The sequence below is a fragment of the Bradyrhizobium sp. SZCCHNRI2009 genome (assembly GCF_032485115.1).
In the GTDB taxonomy this organism is placed as follows: Bacteria; Pseudomonadota; Alphaproteobacteria; order Rhizobiales; family Xanthobacteraceae; genus Bradyrhizobium.
The window spans coordinates 180,758-200,517 of sequence record NZ_JAUEUH010000005.1 but is presented as its reverse complement, the minus strand read 5'-3'; the positions used below and the strand labels follow the sequence as shown (position 1 = coordinate 200,517).

Annotated in this window: 14 protein-coding genes; 11 read left to right on the top strand and 3 right to left on the bottom strand. The window is 67.3% G+C overall.

Annotated features, from left to right (window positions below; genetic code table 11):
- Positions 1 to 28 precede the first annotated feature (28 nt).
- The gene (locus QX041_RS19300) at positions 29 to 2,824 is read right to left on the bottom strand and encodes a [protein-PII] uridylyltransferase (RefSeq protein ID WP_315715151.1); all 2,796 of its coding nucleotides are present in this window, start codon (positions 2,822 to 2,824) and stop codon (positions 29 to 31) included.
- A 196-nt stretch (positions 2,825 to 3,020) separates the two neighbouring features.
- Here QX041_RS19300 and QX041_RS19295 point away from each other — a divergent pair, with 196 nt between their 5' ends.
- The 5 genes from QX041_RS19295 to QX041_RS19275 all read left to right on the top strand — a co-directional run bounded on the left by QX041_RS19295 (position 3,021) and on the right by QX041_RS19275 (position 7,545).
- Complete coding sequence (locus tag QX041_RS19295; protein WP_316166286.1) at positions 3,021 to 3,995, top strand: aliphatic sulfonate ABC transporter substrate-binding protein; 975 nt, start codon at positions 3,021 to 3,023, stop codon at positions 3,993 to 3,995.
- Positions 3,996 to 4,321: 326 nt separating this feature from the next.
- On the top strand, positions 4,322 to 5,173 hold the full coding sequence (locus QX041_RS19290; protein WP_316166285.1) for an ABC transporter permease: 852 nt from the start codon (positions 4,322 to 4,324) through the stop codon (positions 5,171 to 5,173).
- The gene (locus QX041_RS19285; RefSeq protein ID WP_316166284.1) at positions 5,173 to 5,958 is read left to right on the top strand and encodes an ABC transporter ATP-binding protein; all 786 of its coding nucleotides are present in this window, start codon (positions 5,173 to 5,175) and stop codon (positions 5,956 to 5,958) included. Before QX041_RS19290 ends, QX041_RS19285 begins: the two co-directional genes overlap by 1 nt.
- Before the next feature lie 57 nt (positions 5,959 to 6,015).
- Entirely contained in the window at positions 6,016 to 6,525 is a 510-nt protein-coding gene (locus QX041_RS19280) for an OsmC family protein (protein WP_315715155.1), read from the top strand.
- Positions 6,526 to 6,744: 219 nt separating this feature from the next.
- The gene (locus tag QX041_RS19275) at positions 6,745 to 7,545 is read left to right on the top strand and encodes a hypothetical protein (RefSeq protein WP_316166283.1); all 801 of its coding nucleotides are present in this window, start codon (positions 6,745 to 6,747) and stop codon (positions 7,543 to 7,545) included.
- Between the two features lie 97 nt (positions 7,546 to 7,642).
- Here the strand turns inward: QX041_RS19275 and mutS are convergent, their stop codons facing one another.
- Positions 7,643 to 10,387, bottom strand: a complete 2,745-nt coding sequence (mutS, locus tag QX041_RS19270) for a DNA mismatch repair protein MutS (RefSeq protein ID WP_316166282.1) — start codon at positions 10,385 to 10,387, stop codon at positions 7,643 to 7,645.
- Between the two features lie 360 nt (positions 10,388 to 10,747).
- On the opposite strand from mutS, the gene pcaF reads away from it, so the two are divergent.
- The 6 genes from pcaF to QX041_RS19240 all read left to right on the top strand — a co-directional run bounded on the left by pcaF (position 10,748) and on the right by QX041_RS19240 (position 17,937).
- Positions 10,748 to 11,956: a 3-oxoadipyl-CoA thiolase gene (gene pcaF, locus QX041_RS19265; protein ID WP_315751909.1), complete on the top strand. Its 1,209-nt coding sequence runs from the start codon at positions 10,748 to 10,750 to the stop codon at positions 11,954 to 11,956.
- 131 nt (positions 11,957 to 12,087) lie between these two features.
- Positions 12,088 to 12,981 (top strand): dioxygenase, encoded by an 894-nt coding sequence (locus QX041_RS19260; protein ID WP_316166281.1) that lies wholly within the window; start codon positions 12,088 to 12,090, stop codon positions 12,979 to 12,981.
- A 60-nt stretch (positions 12,982 to 13,041) separates the two neighbouring features.
- Complete coding sequence (locus QX041_RS19255; RefSeq protein WP_316166280.1) at positions 13,042 to 14,106, top strand: phosphotransferase; 1,065 nt, start codon at positions 13,042 to 13,044, stop codon at positions 14,104 to 14,106.
- A 257-nt stretch (positions 14,107 to 14,363) separates the two neighbouring features.
- The gene (locus QX041_RS19250) at positions 14,364 to 15,536 is read left to right on the top strand and encodes a PspA/IM30 family protein (RefSeq protein WP_315825821.1); all 1,173 of its coding nucleotides are present in this window, start codon (positions 14,364 to 14,366) and stop codon (positions 15,534 to 15,536) included.
- 22 nt (positions 15,537 to 15,558) lie between these two features.
- Positions 15,559 to 16,209 (top strand): OB-fold-containig protein, encoded by a 651-nt coding sequence (locus QX041_RS19245; protein WP_315825552.1) that lies wholly within the window; start codon positions 15,559 to 15,561, stop codon positions 16,207 to 16,209.
- Positions 16,210 to 16,245: 36 nt separating this feature from the next.
- Positions 16,246 to 17,937, top strand: a complete 1,692-nt coding sequence (locus QX041_RS19240) for a flotillin family protein (protein WP_316166279.1) — start codon at positions 16,246 to 16,248, stop codon at positions 17,935 to 17,937.
- 263 nt (positions 17,938 to 18,200) lie between these two features.
- Here QX041_RS19240 and QX041_RS19235 read toward each other — a convergent pair whose 3' ends face one another.
- Entirely contained in the window at positions 18,201 to 19,760 is a 1,560-nt protein-coding gene (locus QX041_RS19235) for an MDR family MFS transporter (RefSeq protein ID WP_316166278.1), read from the bottom strand.

The following is a 19,760-nucleotide window of genomic DNA, read 5'->3' as shown; positions in this document are numbered from 1 at the left end:
GAGCGGCTCAGGGCCGCGCGATGGTCGCTCATGCCGCCGGTTGAGCGGCCGCGTCGTCGTTCGCCAGCAGATGCAGCAGCGCGCTCTTGATCGCGGCCTGCCGGGTCGGCGCGTTGATCTGCGCGCCCAGGAGGTCGGTGACGTAGAACACGTCGCGGGCGCGTTCGCCGAAGGTGGCGACATGGGCCGAGGCGATGTTGAGATTCAGCTTCGAAATCGCGGTGGTCAGCTCGTACAGCAGGCCGGGGCGATCGAGGCCGGAGACCTCGATGACGGTGTAGAGCTCCGACCATTGATTGTTGATGGTGACCTCCGGCTCGACCGAGAATGCCTTGTGCTGCTTGCCCCGCGTGGTCCGCCGCGCCACGGCGTCCGGCAGCCGCAGCTTGCCCTCCAGCACCTGCTCGATGGTCTCGCCGATCCGCGTCGCGCGGCGGCCTTCGTCCTCATCGCGCTCATACTCGCGGGAGATCGCGATGGTGTCGAGCGCGCGGCCGTCGGTCGTGGTGTAGATCTGGGCGTCGACGATGTTGGCCCCGGCGGAGGCGCAGGCGCCGGCGATGATCGACAGCAGCCACGGATGGTCCATCGCGAAGATCGTCAGCTCGGTCACGCCGCGCGCCGGATCGAAGCCGACATTGATCGCGAGCTTGTGGCCGGCATCCTCGCTCGATCGCACGAAGCGGGCATGGCGGATCTTGCGCGGCAGCTCGACCTTGAGCCAGTAGGCCGGATAGTGCCGGCCGATATAGGTGTTGAGCTCGTCCTCGGGCCAGTCGGTGAAGGCGTTGCGGAATTCGGCCTGCGCTGCGGTGATGCGCTTGGCGCGGTTGACCTCGGAGAAGCCGCCGGTCAGTACCGGCTCGGTCTCGTAATACAGCGTACGCAGCAGCTGCGCCTTCCAGCCGTTCCAGACGCCGGGGCCGACTCCGCGGATGTCGGCGGTGGTCAGGATGGTCAGCAGCTTCATCTGCTCGACGGACTGCACCACGGCGGCGAAATTCTCGATCGTCTTGCGGTCCGACAGGTCGCGCGACTGCGCCACCGTCGACATCGTCAGATGCTCCTCGATCAGCCAGGCGACCAGTTCGGTGTCTGCATTGTTGAAGCCGAGCCGCGGGCACAGCCGGCGCGCGATCTTGGCGCCGGCGATGGAATGGTCCTCGGGCCGCCCCTTGGCGACGTCGTGCAGCAGCACGGTGATGTAGATGACAGCGCGGTGCTCGGGCCGGATCTTGCGCATCAGGTCGGAGGCCAGGGTGAACTCGTCGATGCCGCCGCGCTCGATCTCCTGCAGGAACCCGATGCAGCGGATCAGGTGCTCGTCGACCGTGTAGTGATGATACATGTTGAACTGCATCATCGAGACGATGCGGCCGAAGGCGCGAATGAAGTGGCCGAGCACGCCGGTCTCGTTCATCCGCCGCAGCACGACCTCGGCATCGTTGGAGGTCAGGATCTCCATGAACAGCCGGTTGGCCTCGGGATCGTCGCGCAGCTCGGTGTTGATCAGGTTCAAAGAGCGCGTGACCGCGCGCATCGCGTCGGGATGGAAGGCGAGGTTGTGCTTCTGCGCCAGCCGGAAGATGCGGATCAGATTGACCGGATCGTGCTTGAAGACGTCGGGCGCGGCGAGGTTGATGCGGTTGTTGTCGACGATGAAGTCGTCGCTCTCCGGCACGCGCCGCCAGGTGGCGCCGGTGGTCAGGCGCGAGATCATCCGGCTCAGCACCGGCGCCGGCTTGGCCTGCTGGTCCTCGAGCTTGGCGCACAGGATGGCGGTGAGATTGCCGACCTCCTTGGCGACCAGGAAGTAGTGCTTCATGAAGCGCTCGACATCCTGCATGCCGGGATGGCTGGTGTAGCCCAGCCGCACCGCGATCTCGCGCTGCAGGTCGAACGACAGCCGTTCTTCCGGACGGCCGCTGACGAAATGCAGGTTGCAGCGCACCGACCACAGGAAGTCCGCGCAGCGCCGGAAGGTGCGGTATTCATGCGCGTCGAACACGCCGCGCTCGACCAATTCGGCGGTCTCGCGCACGCGGTAGACGTATTTGGCGATCCAGAACAGCGTGTGCAGGTCGCGCAGGCCGCCCTTGCCGTCCTTGACGTTGGGCTCGACCAGATAGCGCGACTGGCCGCCGCGGCGGTGCCGCTCCTCGCGCTCGGCGAGCTTGGCGGCGACGAACTCGGCTGCGGTGCCCTGCACGACCTCGGTGTCGAAGCGCGCGACCAGCTCGTCATAGAGCGGCCGGTCGCCCGCGAGATAGCGCGTCTCCAGGATGGCGGTGCGGATGGTCATGTCGCCGCGCGCTTGGCGGATCGACTCGTCGACCGAGCGGGTCGCGTGGCCGACCTTCAATCCCATGTCCCACAGCGAGTACAGAATGGCTTCGGCGACCTGCTCGCCCCAGGCGGTCTGCTTGTAGGGCAGGATGAACAGGAGATCGATGTCGGACTCCGGCGCCATCAGGCCACGGCCATAGCCGCCGGTGGCGACCACCGCCATGCGCTCGGCGCCGCTCGGCACCTGCGAGCGATAGAGGTGCTGGGTGGCGGCGGCGTAGAGGATGCGAATGATCTCGTCCTGCACGAAGCAGAGCTGCTCGGCGCAGCGCCGGCCATGGCGGTCCTTCAACAGTTGCGCCTGGGCCGCCGCGCGCGCCTTGACCAGCTCGGCCTTGAGGAATTGCACCACGGCGGCGCGGAACATGTCCTCGCGTCCCGAATGCTGCGCGGCCAACGCGTCGACCGCAGCCGCGATGCCGGCGCTGTCGAAATCGGAAAGGCTATCAGGGTGGGAATGGGGGGCGACGCTGTCCATGGATGCAACCGGATATCGAACAAGGCCTGTGCTGTCACGAAACTTCCAATGCAACAATTGATCCATGCTGTCATCGGTGCTCACGGGATGATGATCGTTCTGAACGGTGCCGTCGAAAGGAAAAGCAATTCTCGCGCGCCCCTGGCATAACTCATTGAAACAACAGCAATGTTTCTTGAGGGTTGGAGGGGTGACGATGGGTGGATTGTCGAGGCGCGGATTTGCTGCGGTTGCGGCCGTGGTTCTACTGGGATGCGGCGCTGCACGCGCGGCCGAGCCGGTGAAGGAGATCCGCATCGATTGGGCGACCTATAATCCGGTGTCGCTGGTGCTGAAGCAGAAAGGACTTCTGGAGACGGAGTTCGCCAAGGACGGCATCAGCATCGTCTGGGTGCAGTCGGCCGGCTCCAACAAGGCGCTCGAATTCCTCAACGCCGGCTCGCTCGACTTCGGCTCGACCGCCGGCTCCGCCGCGCTGGTCGCCCGGATCAACGGCAACCCGATCAAGTCGGTCTACGTCTATTCGCGGCCCGAATGGACCGCGCTGGTCACGGGCAAGGATTCCAAGATTGCCTCTGTGGCCGACCTCAAGGGCAAGCGGGTCGCGGTGACCCGCGGCACCGATCCGCACATCTTCCTGGTGCGCGCGCTGCTGTCGGCGGGCCTCACCGACAAGGACATCACGCCGGTATTGCTGCAGCACGCCGACGGCAAGGCGGCGCTGATCCGCGGCGACGTCGACGCCTGGGCCGGGCTCGATCCGATGATGGCGCAGGCCGAGGTCGAGGAGGGTGCCAGGCTGTTCTACCGCAAGGCCGACGCCAACACCTGGGGCATCCTGAACGTGCGCGAGCAGTTCCTGAAGGACAATCCGGAGATCGTCCGCCGCGTGCTCGCCACCTACGAGGTCGCGCGCAAGGACGCGCTGGCCAACTACGACGACCTCAAGAAGACCTTCATCGCCGTCACGAAGCTGCCTGAGACGGTGGTCGACAAGCAGCTCAAGGAGCGCACCGAGCTGACCCATAGCCGCATCGGCGCACCCCAGCGCGAGTCGATTTTGGCCGCTGGCCTGGCTTTGCAGCAGGCCGGTGTCGTCGATGCCAAGGTGGATGTGAAGGCCACGCTGGACGCCCTGATCGACGACCAGGTCCCGTTGCCGACGAATTAGGACTTGCACGGCTCGGGCAATAGGCCGCTGCGCCAAATCGCCTATGCCAAGAGCCGGCGATCAAAAACCGGTGTCGTCCCGGACAAGCTCGCCAACGCGATGGCGTTGGCGGGCGCAGATCCGGGACCCATACTCCGTGACGCCTGTTGTTGACCACGCTTGAGCGGCATCTCGCTCCACAACGACCGCCGCGGAGTATGGGTCCCGGCGCAAGGCCGGGACGACAGCGATTGCTGGGCGCCGTCCTTGGTCACCATGCTGATCGGCCACCACGACTATCCGCCAACGCCACGCCTTGCATTCCCGCGCGAGACACTGTTCTCACTATGACCATGACCGTCGAATTGCAGGCACCGGCTTCGGCCGCCCCGACATCCCAGACCGCTACCACGCCGCGGCTCGCACGCTTCGCGCGGCCGCTGGTGGGCCTGCTGCTGCCGCTATCGCTCGCACTCGCCTGGGAGCTTGCCGTCCGGGCCGGCTGGTCCAACGGCCGGCTGGTGCCGCCGCCCTCGAAGGTCTTCACCACCATCGCCGAGCTCGCCCGCTCCGGCGAACTCTCCCGCCACATCACGATGACCTTGACCCGCGTCGGCATCGGCTTCGGCCTCGGCCTCGCCGCCGGCACGCTGCTCGGCGGCATCTGCGGCTATTGGGGTTTCGCGCGCCGGCTGGTCGATCCGACGATCCAGGCGCTGCGTGCGATTCCGTCGATCGCCTGGGTGCCGTTGTTCATCTTGTGGCTCGGCATCTTCGAGACCTCCAAGGTGGCGCTGATCGCAGTCGGCGTGTTCTTCCCGGTCTATCTCGGCCTGACCGGGGCCATTCTTTCGGTCGACCGCAAGATCGTCGAGGTCGGCCGCGTTTTCCGCCTGTCCGGACCGGCCATGATCCGCCGCATCCTGCTGCCCGCGGTGCTGCCGGCCTATGTGGTGGCGCTGCGCGTCGGCCTCGGCCTGGGGTGGATGTTCGTCGTTGCCGCCGAGTTCATGGGCGCCTCCGAAGGGCTTGGCTACCTCCTGATCGACGGCCAGCAGCTCGGCAAGCCGGCACAGATCGTGGCGGCCATCGTCATCTTCGCGATCATCGGCAAGGTCACCGACTGGCTCCTGGAGATATCAACCGCGCCGCTGCTGCGCTGGCAGGACAGTTTCGCGCGCCAGAGCGGGGCGGCCTGATGCTGCAGCTCGCATCCGTTACCAAGGTCTATCCCAACGGTGTCCACGCGCTGGAGCGGTTCTCGGCCGGGATCCAGCTCGGCGCGATCATCGCCATCATCGGCGGCTCCGGCTGCGGCAAGTCGACGTTGTTGCGCACCATCGCCGGGCTCGACCGCGCCAGCGCCGGCGCCGTGACGCTCGACGGCGAGGCGATCATTGCGCCGCATCCCAAGGTCGGCATCATCTTCCAGGAGCCGCGGCTGCTGCCGTGGCTCACGGTCGCCGACAATATCGGCTTCGGCCTGTCCGAGCTGCCGGCGGCCGAGCGTCGCGACCGTGTCGCGCGGGCGCTGCAACGTGTCGGCCTCGCCGACAAGGCCAAGGTCTGGCCGCGCGAACTGTCCGGCGGCCAGGCGCAACGCGTCGCGATCGCCCGCGCATTGGTGGCGCAGCCGGAGGTGCTCCTGCTCGACGAGCCGTTCTCTGCGCTCGATGCCTTCACCCGCAAGGATCTGCAGGATCATCTGCTCGATCTCTGGGCCGATACGCGCCCGACGCTGGTGCTCGTGACCCACGACGTCGAGGAGGCCGTGGTGCTGGCCGACCGCGTGCTGGTGATGCGGCCGCATCCGGGCCGGCTGTTCGAGGAGATCACCATCAATCTGTCGCGGCCGCGCGACCGCAACGCGCCCTTGTTCGAGCAGTTCAAGCGGCATGTCTTGACCGCGCTGGACCGCTCGCTCGACCGGACGATGCCGGACACGCAGGGCAGGCGTGAGCCCGGCGGCGGCCTGTGGTGGTGACTTTGGCGGCCCGGCCCGGTACATCTCGTCTGAAATAAATCCGGGAGAGAACGACAAATGGATGCTGCCGAGCTGCGCGCCATGCAGGCGCCGATCAAGGAACGCTACAAGGCCGACCCGTCCGCCGCCGTGATCACCTTGAAGGCCAAGGGCGAGGTCGGGCAGGAGGGGCTGACCTGCAAGCTCGAGACCGGGCGCGCGATGGCGGTGGCCGGCCTGCATCCCGGAACCGGCGGCTCGGGGCTCGAGCTGTGCTCCGGCGACATGTTGCTGGAGGCTCTGGTGGCCTGCGCCGGCGTCACCTTGAAATCGGTCGCGACCGCAGTCGAGGTGCCGCTCAAGAGCGGCCACGTGTTCGCCGAAGGCGATCTCGATTTCCGCGGCACGCTCGGCGTCGACAAGGAGGCGCCGGTCGGCTTCCAGGAAATCCGTCTGCGCTTCGAGGTCGACACCGACGCGCCACAGGACAAGCTCGACCTCCTCCTCAAGCTCACCGAGCGCTATTGCGTGGTCTATCAGACCATCAAGAACGGCCCGAAGGTGTCTGTCAGCTTGAAGCGGGTGTAGTGCGCGGCGGCGCTGCCTCTGAGGAGACAAGCTGTTGAGGCTCGCTCGGTCTGCGCCTCCCCCGCCTGCGGGGGAGGTCGCCTCGCATCGCCGATGCGAGGCGGGTGGGGGACTTCTCTCCACACGGCACACCCCATCATCGCCACCCGAGCCGCGCCCCCACCCCAGCCCTCCCCCGCAGGCGGGGGAGGGAGCCCACCGCCTGCGCAGCATGAACTGATGTCCCTCGATCCCTCCTTCCTGCTGCTGCTGGCTCTGCGCATGGCGATCGCGGCGTCGTTCGTGGTGTCGGCGTCGATGATCGCCGAGCGCACCGGCCCGGTGATCGGCGCGCTGGTCGCGACCCTGCCGATCTCGGCCGGCCCGACCTACGTTTTCCTGGCGCTGGATCACGATGCCGCCTTCATCGCGCAGGGCGCGCTGACCAGCCTGCCGATCAATGCCGCGACGATCTTCCTCAGCCTTGCCTATGCCGTGCTGGCGCAGCGCCGCAGCGTGCTGGTGGCAAGCGCCACCGCGGTCGCGGTGTGGCTGGGTCTCGCCGCGCTGATCAAGAGCGTGCAATGGACGCTCTTGATGGGCATCGTCGCCAACATCGTCACTTTCGCGATCTGCCTGCCGTTGTTGCAGCGCTATCGCCATGCGAAGATGCCGCTGATCACCCGGCGCTGGTACGACGTGCCCTTGCGCGCCTCGCTGGTGGCAACGCTCGTTGCCACCGTCACCTCGGTGTCCGGCTGGGCCGGCGCCAGCGTGTCCGGCATCCTGGCGCTTTTTCCGATCGTCTTCACCTCGATGATGCTGATCCTGCAGCCGCGCATCGGCGGGCCGGCGACGGCGGCCGTGCTGGCCAACGGCGCCTGGGGCCTGATCGGCTTCTCGCTGGCCGTGTTGGTGCTGCACCTCGGCAGCCTGCACCTCGGCGCCGCCGCCGGCCTGAGTGGTGCGCTGGCGACCTGCGTCGGCTGGAATCTCGGACTATGGTGGCTGGGGCGACGGAAGGTCGCTGCTGTCCGATAGGTCTCTCCAAGTCATTGCGAGCGAAGCGAAGCAATCCAGGGCTGCGGGCGGGACTCTGGATTGCTTCGGCGCAAGGGCGCCCCGCAATGACGACCAGCTACGACTTCGGCAATTTCGCCTTCAGCGCATACAGCGCGTCGATCGCCTCGCGCGGCGTCATCTCGTCCGGATGCAGCGCCTTCACCGCGGCGATCAGCTCTTCCGCTTCCTTCGACATGGTGGGCTCGACCGCCGCGCGCGAGGGCACCGCGAACAGCGGCAGATCATCGACCAGCGCGCGGGCGTTTTGGCCGCGGTCGGCGGCCTCCAGCTTCGCCAGCACCGATTTGGCGCGGCCGATCACGGCCGGCGGCAGGCCGGCGAGCTTCGCCACCTGGATGCCGTAGGAGCGGTCGGCGGAGCCCGGCAGCACCTCGTGCAGGAACACGACGTCGCCCTGCCATTCCTTGACCCGCACCGTGGCGTTGAACAGCCGCGGCAGCTTTGCGGCGAGCGCCGTCAGCTCGTGATAATGCGTGGCGAACAGCGTGCGGCAGCGGTTGCTCTCGTGCAGGTGCTCGATCGCCGCCCAGGCGATTGAGAGGCCGTCGAAGGTCGCGGTGCCGCGCCCGATCTCGTCGAGGATGACCAGCGCGCGCTCGCCGGCCTGGTTGAGGATCGCCGCGGTCTCGACCATCTCGACCATGAAGGTCGAGCGCCCGCGCGCCAGATCGTCGGCGGCGCCAACGCGCGAGAACAGCCGGTCGACGATGCCGATGCGGGCCCGGCTCGCCGGCACGAACGAGCCGATCTGCGCCAGCAGCGCAATCAGCGCGTTCTGGCGCAGGAAGGTGGACTTGCCCGCCATGTTCGGGCCGGTGAGCAGCCAGAGCTGACCGCTCTTGTGCCCCGGCGTCGGCGACAGGTCGCAGGAATTGGCGATGAACGGCTGCCCCTCACGCTTCAGCGCCTGCTCCACCACCGGATGACGGCCGCCCTCGATGGCGAAGCCGAGCGAGTCGTCGACCTCCGGGCGCACATAATTGTCGTCGACCGCGAGCTTCGCCAGCGCGGTCGCGACATCGAGCATCGCGAAGCCGTGCGCGGCGGCGCGCAGATCGTCGCCGATCGCGAGCGCCTGTGCGCACAGCCGGTCGAAGATCTCGAGCTCGAGATTGAGCGCGCGCTCGCCGGCATTCGCAATCTTGGCCTCGATCTCGCCGAGCTCTGATGTCGTGAAGCGCACCTGGCCCGCCAGCGTCTGGCGGTGGATGAAGGTCGCGTTCAACGGCGCCGACATCAGCTTGTCGCCGTGCTGCGCGGTGACCTCGACGAAATAGCCGAGCACATTGTTGTGCCGGATCTTCAGGGCCTTGACGCCGGTCTGGTCGGCGTAGCGCGCCTGCATCGAGGCGACGACGAGGCGCGAGGCGTCGCGCAGATTGCGGGTCTCGTCGAGCGTCGCGTCGTAGCCGGATCGGACGAAGCCGCCGTCGCGCTTGATCAGCGGCAGCTGCTCGTCAAGCGCGCGGGCGAACTCCTCGGCCAGCGCGCGCGCCGGCCGCGCCAGCGCGGCCATCACCGAGGCGATCTCCTGCGGCGGCTGGTCGAGCGCCGACAGCCGCGCCAGCGCCTGGTCGGCCGCAACGATACCGTCGCGCAGAGCGGCGAGATCGCGCGGACCGCCGCGGCCGACGGACAGCCGCGCCATAGCACGGGTCATGTCGGGCGCGCCGCGCAGGATGGAGCGGATGTCCTCGCGCGCGGCGCTGTCGGCGACGAAGACGTTGACGGCATCCAGCCGCCGGCCGATCTGCACCGGCTCCGTCAGCGGCGCGGCGAGCCGCTGCGCCAGCAGGCGCGAGCCGGCCGAGGTCACCGTGCAGTCGATCGCGTCGAGCAGCGAGCCGCGGCGCTCGCCGGCGAGCGTGCGCGTCAGTTCGAGGTTGGCGCGCGTCGCCGGATCGATCGCCATCGTGCTGCCGGTCGCCTCGCGCGCCGGCGGCGCCAGCGGCGGGCGCTGCCCCACTTGCGTACGTTCGACATAGGTGACGCAGGCGGCCGCCGCGGTCGCTTCCAAACGCGACAGCACCGCGAGGCCGTCCATGGTGGCGACCGCGAAATAGTCGCACAGCCGCCGTTCGGCGGTGGCCCCGTCGAACACGTCGCGCGTGAGCGGCGTCACCGCGGCGAGCTCGCGCAGCACCGGCTCGAACGCTTCGTCCGAGTACAGCGCGTCGGAGACGATGACTTCGTTGGGATTGATCCGTGCCAAGGTCGCCGTCAGCTCGGCGAACGCGCATTCGGTGACGATGAAGTCCGACGTCGAGATATCGATCCAGGCAAGCCCGAGCCGGTCGCCGCCGGAGGAGCCGCGGCTGCGCGCGATCGACAGCAGATAGTTGTTGGCGCGCGCATCGAGCAGATTGTCTTCCGTCAGCGTGCCCGGCGTGACCACGCGCACCACGCCGCGCTTGACCACGCTCTTGTTGCCGCGCGCCCGCGCCGCCGCCGGATCCTCCATCTGCTCGCAGACGGCGACGCGGATGCCTTGCGCGATCAAGCGATGCAGATAGTCCTCGGAGCGCTCCACCGGCACGCCGCACATCGGGATGTCCTGGCCCAGGTGCTTGCCGCGCTTGGTCAGCACGATGCCGAGCGCTTTCGAGGCGGCTTCCGCATCCTCGAAGAACAGCTCGTAGAAGTCGCCCATCCGGTAGAACAGCATCAGCCCCGGATGCGCTGCCTTGATGTCGAGATACTGCTCCATCATCGGCGTGAGCTTGGCCGGCGCCTCGGCGGGCGCGGCCGCAGGCATTGATTCTTGCGGAACCGGGGCGGAGATGGGCTGCTGGATCGTCATGGCGCGGAAACTAGCCAATTTGCCCGGACGGTCCTACCGCTTTGCAGGCGATGTCCCGGTTTTCCACGATGAGCGGTGCCTGCTGTTGCATCTCCCCCGCTTGCGGGGGAGATCGTATCGCATCGAAGATGCGATACGGGTGGGGGAAGTCTCTCCTCACGGGGATTCTCGCTTGGGGCGGCCCCCACCCCAACCCTCCCCCGCAAGCGGGGGAGGGGGCGCACCGCTCGCGTTGAGATAGCGTCGCATACGACAGCGCCGCGCATGCCACCCCGCGCTCCCGTCATTTGACCTGCCCCGATCGCACTCCTAAAACCGCCGTCAATTCTGACCAGAAACACGAAAGTTCGGGAGAGAGCGATGCGAGACGTGTTCATTTGTGATGCGGTGCGGACTCCGATCGGCCGGTTCGGCGGAGCGCTGGCCAAGGTGCGCACCGACGATCTCGCGGCCACCCCGCTCAAGGCACTCAAGGCGAAGCATCCCAATCTCGACTGGGCTGCCGTCGACGAGGTGTTCTTCGGCTGCGCCAACCAGGCCGGCGAGGACAACCGCAACGTCGCGCGCATGGCGCTGCTGCTCGCGGGCCTGCCGGATTCAATTCCCGGCCAGACCTTGAACCGTCTCTGCGCCTCCGGTCTCGACGCGGTCGGCGCGGCGGGACGTGCGATCCGCGCCGGCGAGGTCGATCTCGCGATCGCGGGCGGCGTCGAATCCATGACGCGCGCGCCGTTCGTGCAGGGCAAGGCGACGGAGGCGTTCTCGCGCTCGGCCGAGATCTTCGACACCACGATCGGCTGGCGCTTCATCAATCCTCTGATGAAGCAGCAGTATGGCGTCGATTCGATGCCGGAGACCGGCGAGAACGTCGCCGAAGAATTCCAGGTCTCGCGCGCCGACCAGGACGCGTTCGCGATCCGCTCCCAGCAGCGCGCCGGAAAGGCCATCGCCTCGGGCTATTTCGCCGCCGAGATCACGCCGGTCATGGTGCCCGGCGGCAAGGCCGGACCTGTGACGGTGGACAAGGACGAGCATCCGCGGCCCGAAACCACGCTGGAAGGTCTGGCCAAGCTGAAGCCGATCGTGCGCAATCCGGGCACGGTCACCGCCGGCAACGCCTCGGGCGTCAATGACGGCGCCGCCGCCATGATCCTCGCTTCCGAAGCCGCCGTGAAGAAGCACGGCCTGACGCCGCGGGCGCGCGTGCTCGGCCTCGCCTCGGCCGGCGTGCCTCCGCGCATCATGGGCATCGGCCCGGTGCCGGCCGTGCGCAAGCTGATGGAGCGGCTCGGCCTGAAGATCACCGATTTCGACCTGATCGAGCTGAACGAGGCGTTCGCGTCCCAGGGCATCGCCTGCCTGCGCCAGCTCGGCGTCGCCGAGGACGCCGATTTCGTCAACCCGCATGGCGGCGCCATCGCGCTCGGCCATCCGCTCGGCATGAGCGGCGCGCGCATCGCGATGACCGCGGTGCACGGCCTCGAGGTCCGCGGCGGCAAGCGTGCGCTCGCCACGATGTGCGTCGGCGTCGGCCAGGGCGTCGCGCTGGCGATCGAGACGATCAACTGACGACGCGCTGAGCGCTTCGTCATTCCGGGCAGCCCGCAGGGCTGAACCCGGAATCTGGAGATGAGTCCTGCAATATCGAGATTCCGGGTTCGACGCTGGCGCGTCGCCCCCGGAATGACGGAGTCCTGACGATGACCATCTCCCGCGAACAGGACGTCACGCCGGCGGTGCTGGCGGTGATGGAGCGCACCGAGAACCCGCGGCTGCGCGAGATCATGGTGTCGCTGATCAAGCACCTGCACGGCTTCGTCCGCGATGTCAGGCTTACCGAGGTCGAATTTCGCGAAGCCGCCGCCATCATCGCCGAACTCGGTCAGCGCACCAACGACAGCCACAACGAAGTCGTGCTGATGGCCGGCTCGCTCGGCGTCTCGCCGCTGGTCTGCCTGCTCAACAATGGCGATGGCGGCAACACCGAGACCGCGCAGTCGCTGCTCGGCCCGTTCTGGCGGTTGAACTCGCCGCGCACTGATAACGGCGGCTCGATCGTGCGCTCGGCGACGCCCGGCCCGGCGCTGTTCGTGCACGGTCGCGTGGTCGATCCGAACGGCGCGCCGGTCGCCGGCGCCGAGGTCGACGTCTGGCACGCCTCGCCGGTCGGCTACTACGAGAACCAGGATCCCGATCAGGCCGACATGAACCTGCGCGGCAAGCTCGTGACCGATGCCGATGGCCGCTTCTGGTTTCGCTCGGTGATGATGGTCGGCTATCCCATCCCGACCGACGGGGTCGTCGGCCGCCTGCTGAAGGCGCAGGGCCGCCATCCCTATCGCCCGGCGCATCTGCATGCGCTGATCGTCAAGCCGGGATTCAAGGTCCTGATCTCGCAGGTCTACGACCCCAACGACCCGCACATCGACAGCGACGTGCAGTTCGGCGTCACGAAGGCGCTGCTCGGCAATTTCGTCCGCCACGACGAGCCGCATCCGACGGACGCCGACGTCACCACGCCCTGGTATTCGCTCGATCACGTCTACCGGATGGAGATCGGCGACACCGTGCTGCCGCGCGCGCCGATCAAGTAGCGATTCGGAATATCCATGCTAGTGTGGGCTAAGCTGCAACCCTGAAGGGACGGCGCCCACATGTCCTCCACCGACTTGCCGTCCGTCGCCGAGCCCGCCGCGTTGACGGCGACGATGCGCGAGGCGGGTGTGCTCCAGTCCGGCGCGGTCTCCGACGTCGCCGTGATCAGCGACCGGCCGATGCTGGTGTCGCGCATCATCCGCCTCGGTTTGTCCTATAGCGGCGCGGCCCCGGACGCGCCGAAGACGCTGATCCTGAAAATCCCGATGCCGGCCTTCGCCAAGACGCTGTGGCGGGGCGGGCGCCACGAGGTCAATTTTTATCGCGGACTGGCGCGGCTCATGCCGACGGGCCTGGTGCCCGCCTCTTACGGCGGCGCGTGGGACGAAGCCGCGCTCACCTGGCACTTGCTGCTCGAGGATCTCACCGACACGCACCAGACGGCGACGCCATGGCCGCTGCCGCCCGCGCTGCCCCAGGCCGAGGGGATCGTGCGGGCGCTGGCGCGGCTGCATGCGGCGTGGTGGGACGATCCGCGGCTCGGCGTGTCCATCGGCAGCTTCGCGACCGCGGACGAGCGCGCCGAGCGCAGCAGGACCTTTGCCGGCCACTATCAGCGCTTCGCCGATCAGTTGGGAGACCGCCTGAGCGCGGACCGCCGCGCGGTCTACGAACGCCTGATGGCGGCGACGCCGCGGCTCTCGGAACGCTATCTGTCGCGGCGAAACCTCAGCATTGCGCATGGCGACGCGCATGTCTGGAATTTTCTGGTGCCGAAGGCCGCCGACAGCGACGACGTGCGCGCCTTTGATTTCGACCAGTGGCGGATCGGCGTGCCCGCGAACGATCTCGCCTACATGATCGCGCTGCAAATCTATCCCGACCGTCGGGCGCGGATCGAGCGGCCGTTGCTCGACAGCTATCATCAGACATTGGTCGCAGGCGGTGTGACCGGCTACGACAGGGCGGCGCTGGATCAGGACTATCGTCTCGCCGTGCTCTGGCACATCGCCCAGCCGGTCTGGCAATGGGCGATCCAGCTCCCGCCGGTGATCTGGTGGAATAATCTCGAGCGCATCTTCCTTGCGTTCGACGATCTCGGCTGCCGCGAATTGCTGGACTGACGGCGCTTCCCTCGCGACAGGGCCGCACGCGCGCGGCGAGGTCTTTGTCGCTACACGTCACTGCGGTGCATTTGCCGGCGTCGCTAGCAGCCCCCTTAACGATCACCAGAGATTGTTCGCCGGCCTTAAACCGCCGGCCAGCATCGGCGCGACATATCGGCATGGGCATGGCGTTCGACATGGTCACGGACGGGAGCGGCGTTCTTGGATCGGGAGCTGGCTTGCTAAAGCACGGATATTGTGCTTTAACGTTCCCGATGGCCGGAAGCACTTACGATCAGGCTGTTCGCTACCGTCTGCTCCTCTCCCCCGAGGCGCGGGACGCGATCGAGGCGACCTTCGCCGACTATGCCCGGATGATGGACATGCTCGACGAGATCGCTGCTGGCAAAGGCATCGGCGCCAATCTCGTCACGCTGCACGGCCATGCCTACGACCCGATCCGCAAGGCCACGCGGCTGCCGTCGCGCCTCGTCACGCTCGGCTTGCGCGACCGTGCCGCCTATCGCGCCGCCTCGAACCCGCGGCTGCCGCTCGACGACCGTCTGGTGAATGTCAGGAATGCCGGCATGTTGTCGCTCGGCACCGCGCGCGGTCGCTTCGCGATCCCGTTCGAGGTGACCGGCTACGTCGCGGGCTGGCCGCACGCGACGCCGGCGCAGCTCGTGCGCACGGACCAAGATGACTTCGAAGTCCATTTCGGCGTTACCGCAACGTCACACGCTCGTCTCAGCCCAACAGTCAGCCCACGAAAGGACCACGTCATGCTCGCCGAACACGCGCCGGCTCCCGACACGCTCCTGTCACGCGCCGGGCGCCTCATCGCCGGGATCGCCTATGGAGCGATCGAAAAGGCCGAGGACAAGAACCGGGTCGCGCTGGTCAGCCAGGCGATCCGCGAGATCGAGCAGGCCGAGCGCGAATCGCGCGAGAGCCTGTCGCATGCGCGCGCGGAGGAATATCGGCTCAATGCACGCCGCGCCGAGATCGAGCGCGAGACGACCGTGCTGGCCGAGCAGATCCGCATCGCCATCGTCGAGCACCGCGACGATCTCGCCCGCGCCGGCATCGCCCGGCAGATGGATCTCGAAGCCCAGTTCGAGGTGCTGTCGAAGGCGATCGACGAGAATGCCGAGCGCATCGATGCGGTGCTGACGACCCTGCGTGCGATTCTGTCGAGCCTGCAGGACGCGCAGGCGCGTCTCGCCGAACTCGAACGCAGCGAGGCGCGCGCCGACCAGCCGAAGGCCACATCGCGCAAGGGGCCGGATGCCGGCCTCGCCAAGGCCGCGCGCGCCTCCCGCGTCATCGCCCGCGCCACCGGCGTGCCGGAAGGCATCCCGCCGTCGCCCGACATCGACGAATTGTCGAAGCTGAAGCGTGACAAGGACATCGCCGAGCGGCTGGCGCGGCTGAAATCGCAGAATTGAGCGGGCGGGGGCGCGTCGTCCCATGACCATCGTCGACCATTTCATGCAACCCGAGGTGCGGCCGTTCGCGATTGCCGCCGTGATGATCGTTCTGGTCGGCGGCGTCGAGATCGGCTCGATGCTGATCGGCCTGTCGATCAGCGAGTTGCTCGGCCAGACCGTCGATCTCGGTCACGACGGCCACAGCACCAGCGTCGGCCACGTGCTGTCCTGGATCAATGTCGGCGGCGTGCCGCTGATGATCTGCATCCTGCTCGCGCTCGGCATCTTCTCGATCACGGGCTTTCTGATCCAGGATGCCGCGCGGCTGGTGGCGGTGGCGCTGCCGCCAACGGCCGCGGGCGTGCTCGCCGCCGTCGTCACGGTGCCGCTGCTGCGGCGCTCGACGCGCTACGCGGCGCGGCTGGTGCCGCAGGATGAGAGCTATGCGGTCGGGCTGTCCGATCTCGTCGGCCGCATCGGCGAGGTGGCGGTCGGCCCGCTCGATGGCGGGCTGCCCGGCCGCGTCCGCGTCAAGGACGTCCACGGCAACTGGCACATGGTGACGGCCTCGGCCGCGCCGGACTCGCCGTCCTTGCCGGTGGGCGCGTCGGTTCTCCTCGTCGACCGCAAGGATGGCCGCTTCATCGCGATCGCCGCAGCCGACGAGCTCACGAACTCCAAGACACCTTAGCTCCAAGACACTTTCCTCAACCCGAAAGTAAATCCCATGTTTGATCTGGTTCTGCCTGCGTCGATCGGCGTTGTGCTGCTGGTCGTTCTCGGCACTGTCTTTGCCGTTCTCTACCATCGGTCCACCCGCGACGAGGCGTTCGTGCGCACCGGCCTGGGCGGCAAGAAGGTGGTGCTCGACGGCGGCGCCGTGGTGCTGCCGATCTTCCACTCCATCGCGCGCGTCAACCTCAAGACCTTGCGGCTCCGCGTCGAGCGCTCGAAGAAGGATTCGCTGATCACCAAGGACCGCATGCGCGTCGACATCGACGCCGAGTTCTACGTGCGCGTGAAGCCCGACGTGGATTCGATCGCACTGGCGGCGCAGACGCTCGGCGCCGTCACCAACAATGCCGAATTGCTGCGCGACCAGGTCGAGGCCAAGTTCGTCGACGGCCTGCGCTCGGTCGCGGCGACGATGGAGCTGTTGGACCTGCAGGAGAAGCGCTCGGATTTCGTCAAGCACGTCCAGGCCGCAGTCGAGGCCGACGTGCAGTCCAACGGCCTGGAGCTCGAGTCTGTATCGTTGACCAAGCTCGACCAGACCGACATCTCGTTCTTCAATGCCGAGAACTTCTTCGACGCCGAAGGCCTGACGCTGTTGAAGACGGTCACCGAGACGCGGCGCCGCGACCGCAACGCGATCGTACGCGACAACGAGGTCGCGATCGCGCAGAAGGACCTCGAGGCGCGCCAGCTCACGCTCCAGATCGAGCGCACCAAGAAGGAGGCCGAGCTCAGCCAGGAGCGCGACATCGCCAACAAGACCGCGAGCACCCGCGCCGAGGTCGCAAGCGCGACGCAGACGGCGTGGCAGACCGAGGAGAATGCGCGCATCGAGGCGCAGCAGAAGATCGCGCAGCGCGAGGCGGAAGCCTTGAAGGTGCGCGAGACCGCGGCGATCGAAAGCAATCTCGCGATCAACCGCCGCAAGACCGACGCCGACCGCGAGATCCAGATCGCCACCCAGGACAACGACATCCAGATCGCGACCAAGAGCAAGGAAACCTCGGAGGCGCGTGCGGTCGCCAAGGCGGCCGAGGCGCTGGCGGTCTCCGCGGAGGAAAAGGTGACGACGGCGCGCGCCATCGAAATCGCCGACCGCGAACGTCAGACCGCGGTCATGGCGGCGCGGAAAGAGGCCGAGCAGCGCTCGACCGGCATTACCGTTGCCGCCGAGGCAGAAAAGCGCGCCGCGGTCGATCGCGGCGAGGCGGCCAAGACCCTGGCCGAAGCGGAGGCCGAGGCCAACAAGATCAAGGCCGTCGGCGTGCGCCAGATTGGCGAGGCGGAAGCCGCGGTCATCCTGATGAAGAACGAAGCCCAGAACAAGCTCGGCAGCAACGTGATCGATTTCGAGCTCGCCAAGCAGCGCATCGCGACCATGCCGGCCGCGCTCGGCGAGATGGTCAAGCCGATCGCCAATCTGAAGGACGTTCGCATCCTGCACACCGGCGGCGCGTTCGGCGGCAACGGCGGTGCCGGCGGCAATGTCGGCTTCGGCGAAGGCCTCGCCGGCGAACTGCTGCGCGTGCACGCGCTGAAGCCCTTGATCGACGAGATCCTGGTGCAGTCCGGCTTCAAGCCCGGCGACGATCCGGTGCAGGCGCTGGCCGGCGTGATCCTGCCGACGACCGAGGCCAGGCCCGCTGCCGCACCGGCGAAGATCGAGCCGCTGCAGAAGCCGTAGGCCAAGATGTGAAAAGGGAGGCCCCGGGGCTGGGGGCGGCGCTGGAGGAGCCACCGCCCCCGCCCGGCACATCACGAGTGGGGCGCTCATGAAGTGCAGTCCCTGCGCGCAACTCATACGCAGAGAACCGAGTGGGGTGCGCAGAAGATAGCCCGAAACGCGCCGGATTGAAGTTACAAATCCATCACGTCGTGGTCACCTTTTTGCTATCCCGCCCCCACCGTGTCTCGACAGCGCGCGCATTTTCCGTCGCGGGGAAGCAGTCACTCCATGACGGCGTGGTCGGCCGGGGCGGACTGCGCGCGCAACGCGGTGCGCGTCGAGCCGATCATGACCGCGAGCGGGATCGAGACCAGGATGAACGTCATGACCAGCTGGTAGTCGTGCGCGAATGCCAGGATCTGCGCCTGCACGGTCACCATCGCGTCGGCCATCGCGCGCCCGGCATCGGTGGACAGGTTCAGGAGGCCGGCAACATTGGGCATCTGCAGCGCGTGATTGAACGGGTTGATGTGCTCGACCAGGATCGCGTGGTTGCGCCGTGTTCCCTCGGTGAGCTGCGCGATCGCGATCGAGATGCCGATCGAGCTTGCGACATTTCGCACCAGGGTCAGCATCGAGGTTCCATCAGTCCGCAACTCGCCCGGCAAGGTCAGGAATGCCACGGTCGAAAGCGGCACGAACACGAGGCCGAAGCCGAACCCCTGCATGATGCTGATGGTGATGATCTCGGGCACGCCGGTCTGGTCGGTCCACGCCGTCATCTGGAACAGCGACAGCGCGGTCAGCGCCAGGCCGACGATGATCAGCGTGCGCGCCTCGATATAGCGCAAGAGACGCCCGACCAGCATCATCGCGACGAAGGTGCCGCAGCCGCGGGTCGCGAGCAGCACGCCGGCGGTGATGATGGGATAGCCGATGACGTTCTGCAGGAACGGCGACGACAGCGCCATGGTCGAGAAAAGCACGAGGCCCATCACCGTCATGAACACGCAGCCGCCGACGAAATTGCGGTCCTTGAACAGCGCGAACTGGATGAACGGCCGCTGCGTCGTCAGCGAATGCGCCAGGAAGTAATAGAAGCCGACGGCGGCGATGATGAACTCGATGATGATCTCGTTGCTCTCCAACCAGCCCTGATCCTCGCCGCGGTCGAGCGCGATCTGCAGCGAGCCGATGCCGATGGCGAGCGCCGCGAAACCGAACCAGTCGAAGGTCAGCTCCGCGTTCGGCTTGGTCTCCTCCATGAACGCCATCAGGCCGAGCACGGTCACGGCGCCGAACGGCAGGTTGACGAAGAACACCCAATGCCAAGAATAGGTCTCGGTCAGCCAGGCGCCGAGCGACGGTCCCATGATCGGGCCGAGCATCACGCCCATGCCCCAGATCGCCATCGCCTTGGCGCGCTCATGCAGCGCGTAGGAGTCGAGCATGACCGCCTGCGACAGCGGCACCAGCGAGGCGCCGAACACGCCCTGCAGGAGGCGGAACAGCACCATCTGGGTGATGTCCTGGGCGAGCCCGCACATCACGGAGGCGATGGTGAAGCCGGCCGAGCAGACGATGAAGGTGCGCTTGCGGCCGAAGCGGTTGGCGATCCATCCCACCGGAGCGGTCATGATCGCGGCCGCGACGATGTAGGACGTCAGCACCCAGTTGATCTGGTCCTGCGAGGCCGACAGCGTGCCCTGCATGTAGGGCAGCGCGACGTTGGCGATGGTGGTGTCGAGCGCCTGCATGATCGTCGCCGTCATGGCGCAGATCGTCACCATGTTCCGGCGGAAGCCCGGAACTGCGGATGAGGCCGCCGCAGGCGCGGTCAT

Excerpts from the sequence above, each read along its gene's own strand:
- QX041_RS19255 (WP_316166280.1), top strand. The coding sequence starts at position 13,042 with ATGTCCTCCACCGACTTGCCGTCCGTCGCCGAGCCCGCCGCGTTGACG.
- pcaF (WP_315751909.1), top strand. The coding sequence starts at position 10,748 with ATGCGAGACGTGTTCATTTGTGATGCGGTGCGGACTCCGATCGGCCGG.
- QX041_RS19260 (WP_316166281.1), top strand. The coding sequence starts at position 12,088 with ATGACCATCTCCCGCGAACAGGACGTCACGCCGGCGGTGCTGGCGGTG.
- mutS (WP_316166282.1), bottom strand. The coding sequence starts at position 10,387 with ATGACGATCCAGCAGCCCATCTCCGCCCCGGTTCCGCAAGAATCAATG.
- QX041_RS19285 (WP_316166284.1), top strand. The coding sequence starts at position 5,173 with ATGCTGCAGCTCGCATCCGTTACCAAGGTCTATCCCAACGGTGTCCAC.
- QX041_RS19245 (WP_315825552.1), top strand. The coding sequence starts at position 15,559 with ATGACCATCGTCGACCATTTCATGCAACCCGAGGTGCGGCCGTTCGCG.
- QX041_RS19295 (WP_316166286.1), top strand. The coding sequence starts at position 3,021 with ATGGGTGGATTGTCGAGGCGCGGATTTGCTGCGGTTGCGGCCGTGGTT.
- QX041_RS19280 (WP_315715155.1), top strand. The coding sequence starts at position 6,016 with ATGGATGCTGCCGAGCTGCGCGCCATGCAGGCGCCGATCAAGGAACGC.
- QX041_RS19275 (WP_316166283.1), top strand. The coding sequence starts at position 6,745 with ATGTCCCTCGATCCCTCCTTCCTGCTGCTGCTGGCTCTGCGCATGGCG.
- QX041_RS19240 (WP_316166279.1), top strand. The coding sequence starts at position 16,246 with ATGTTTGATCTGGTTCTGCCTGCGTCGATCGGCGTTGTGCTGCTGGTC.
- QX041_RS19250 (WP_315825821.1), top strand. The coding sequence starts at position 14,364 with ATGGCCGGAAGCACTTACGATCAGGCTGTTCGCTACCGTCTGCTCCTC.
- QX041_RS19235 (WP_316166278.1), bottom strand. The coding sequence starts at position 19,760 with ATGACCGCGCCTGCGGCGGCCTCATCCGCAGTTCCGGGCTTCCGCCGG.
- QX041_RS19300 (WP_315715151.1), bottom strand. The coding sequence starts at position 2,824 with ATGGACAGCGTCGCCCCCCATTCCCACCCTGATAGCCTTTCCGATTTC.
- QX041_RS19290 (WP_316166285.1), top strand. The coding sequence starts at position 4,322 with ATGACCATGACCGTCGAATTGCAGGCACCGGCTTCGGCCGCCCCGACA.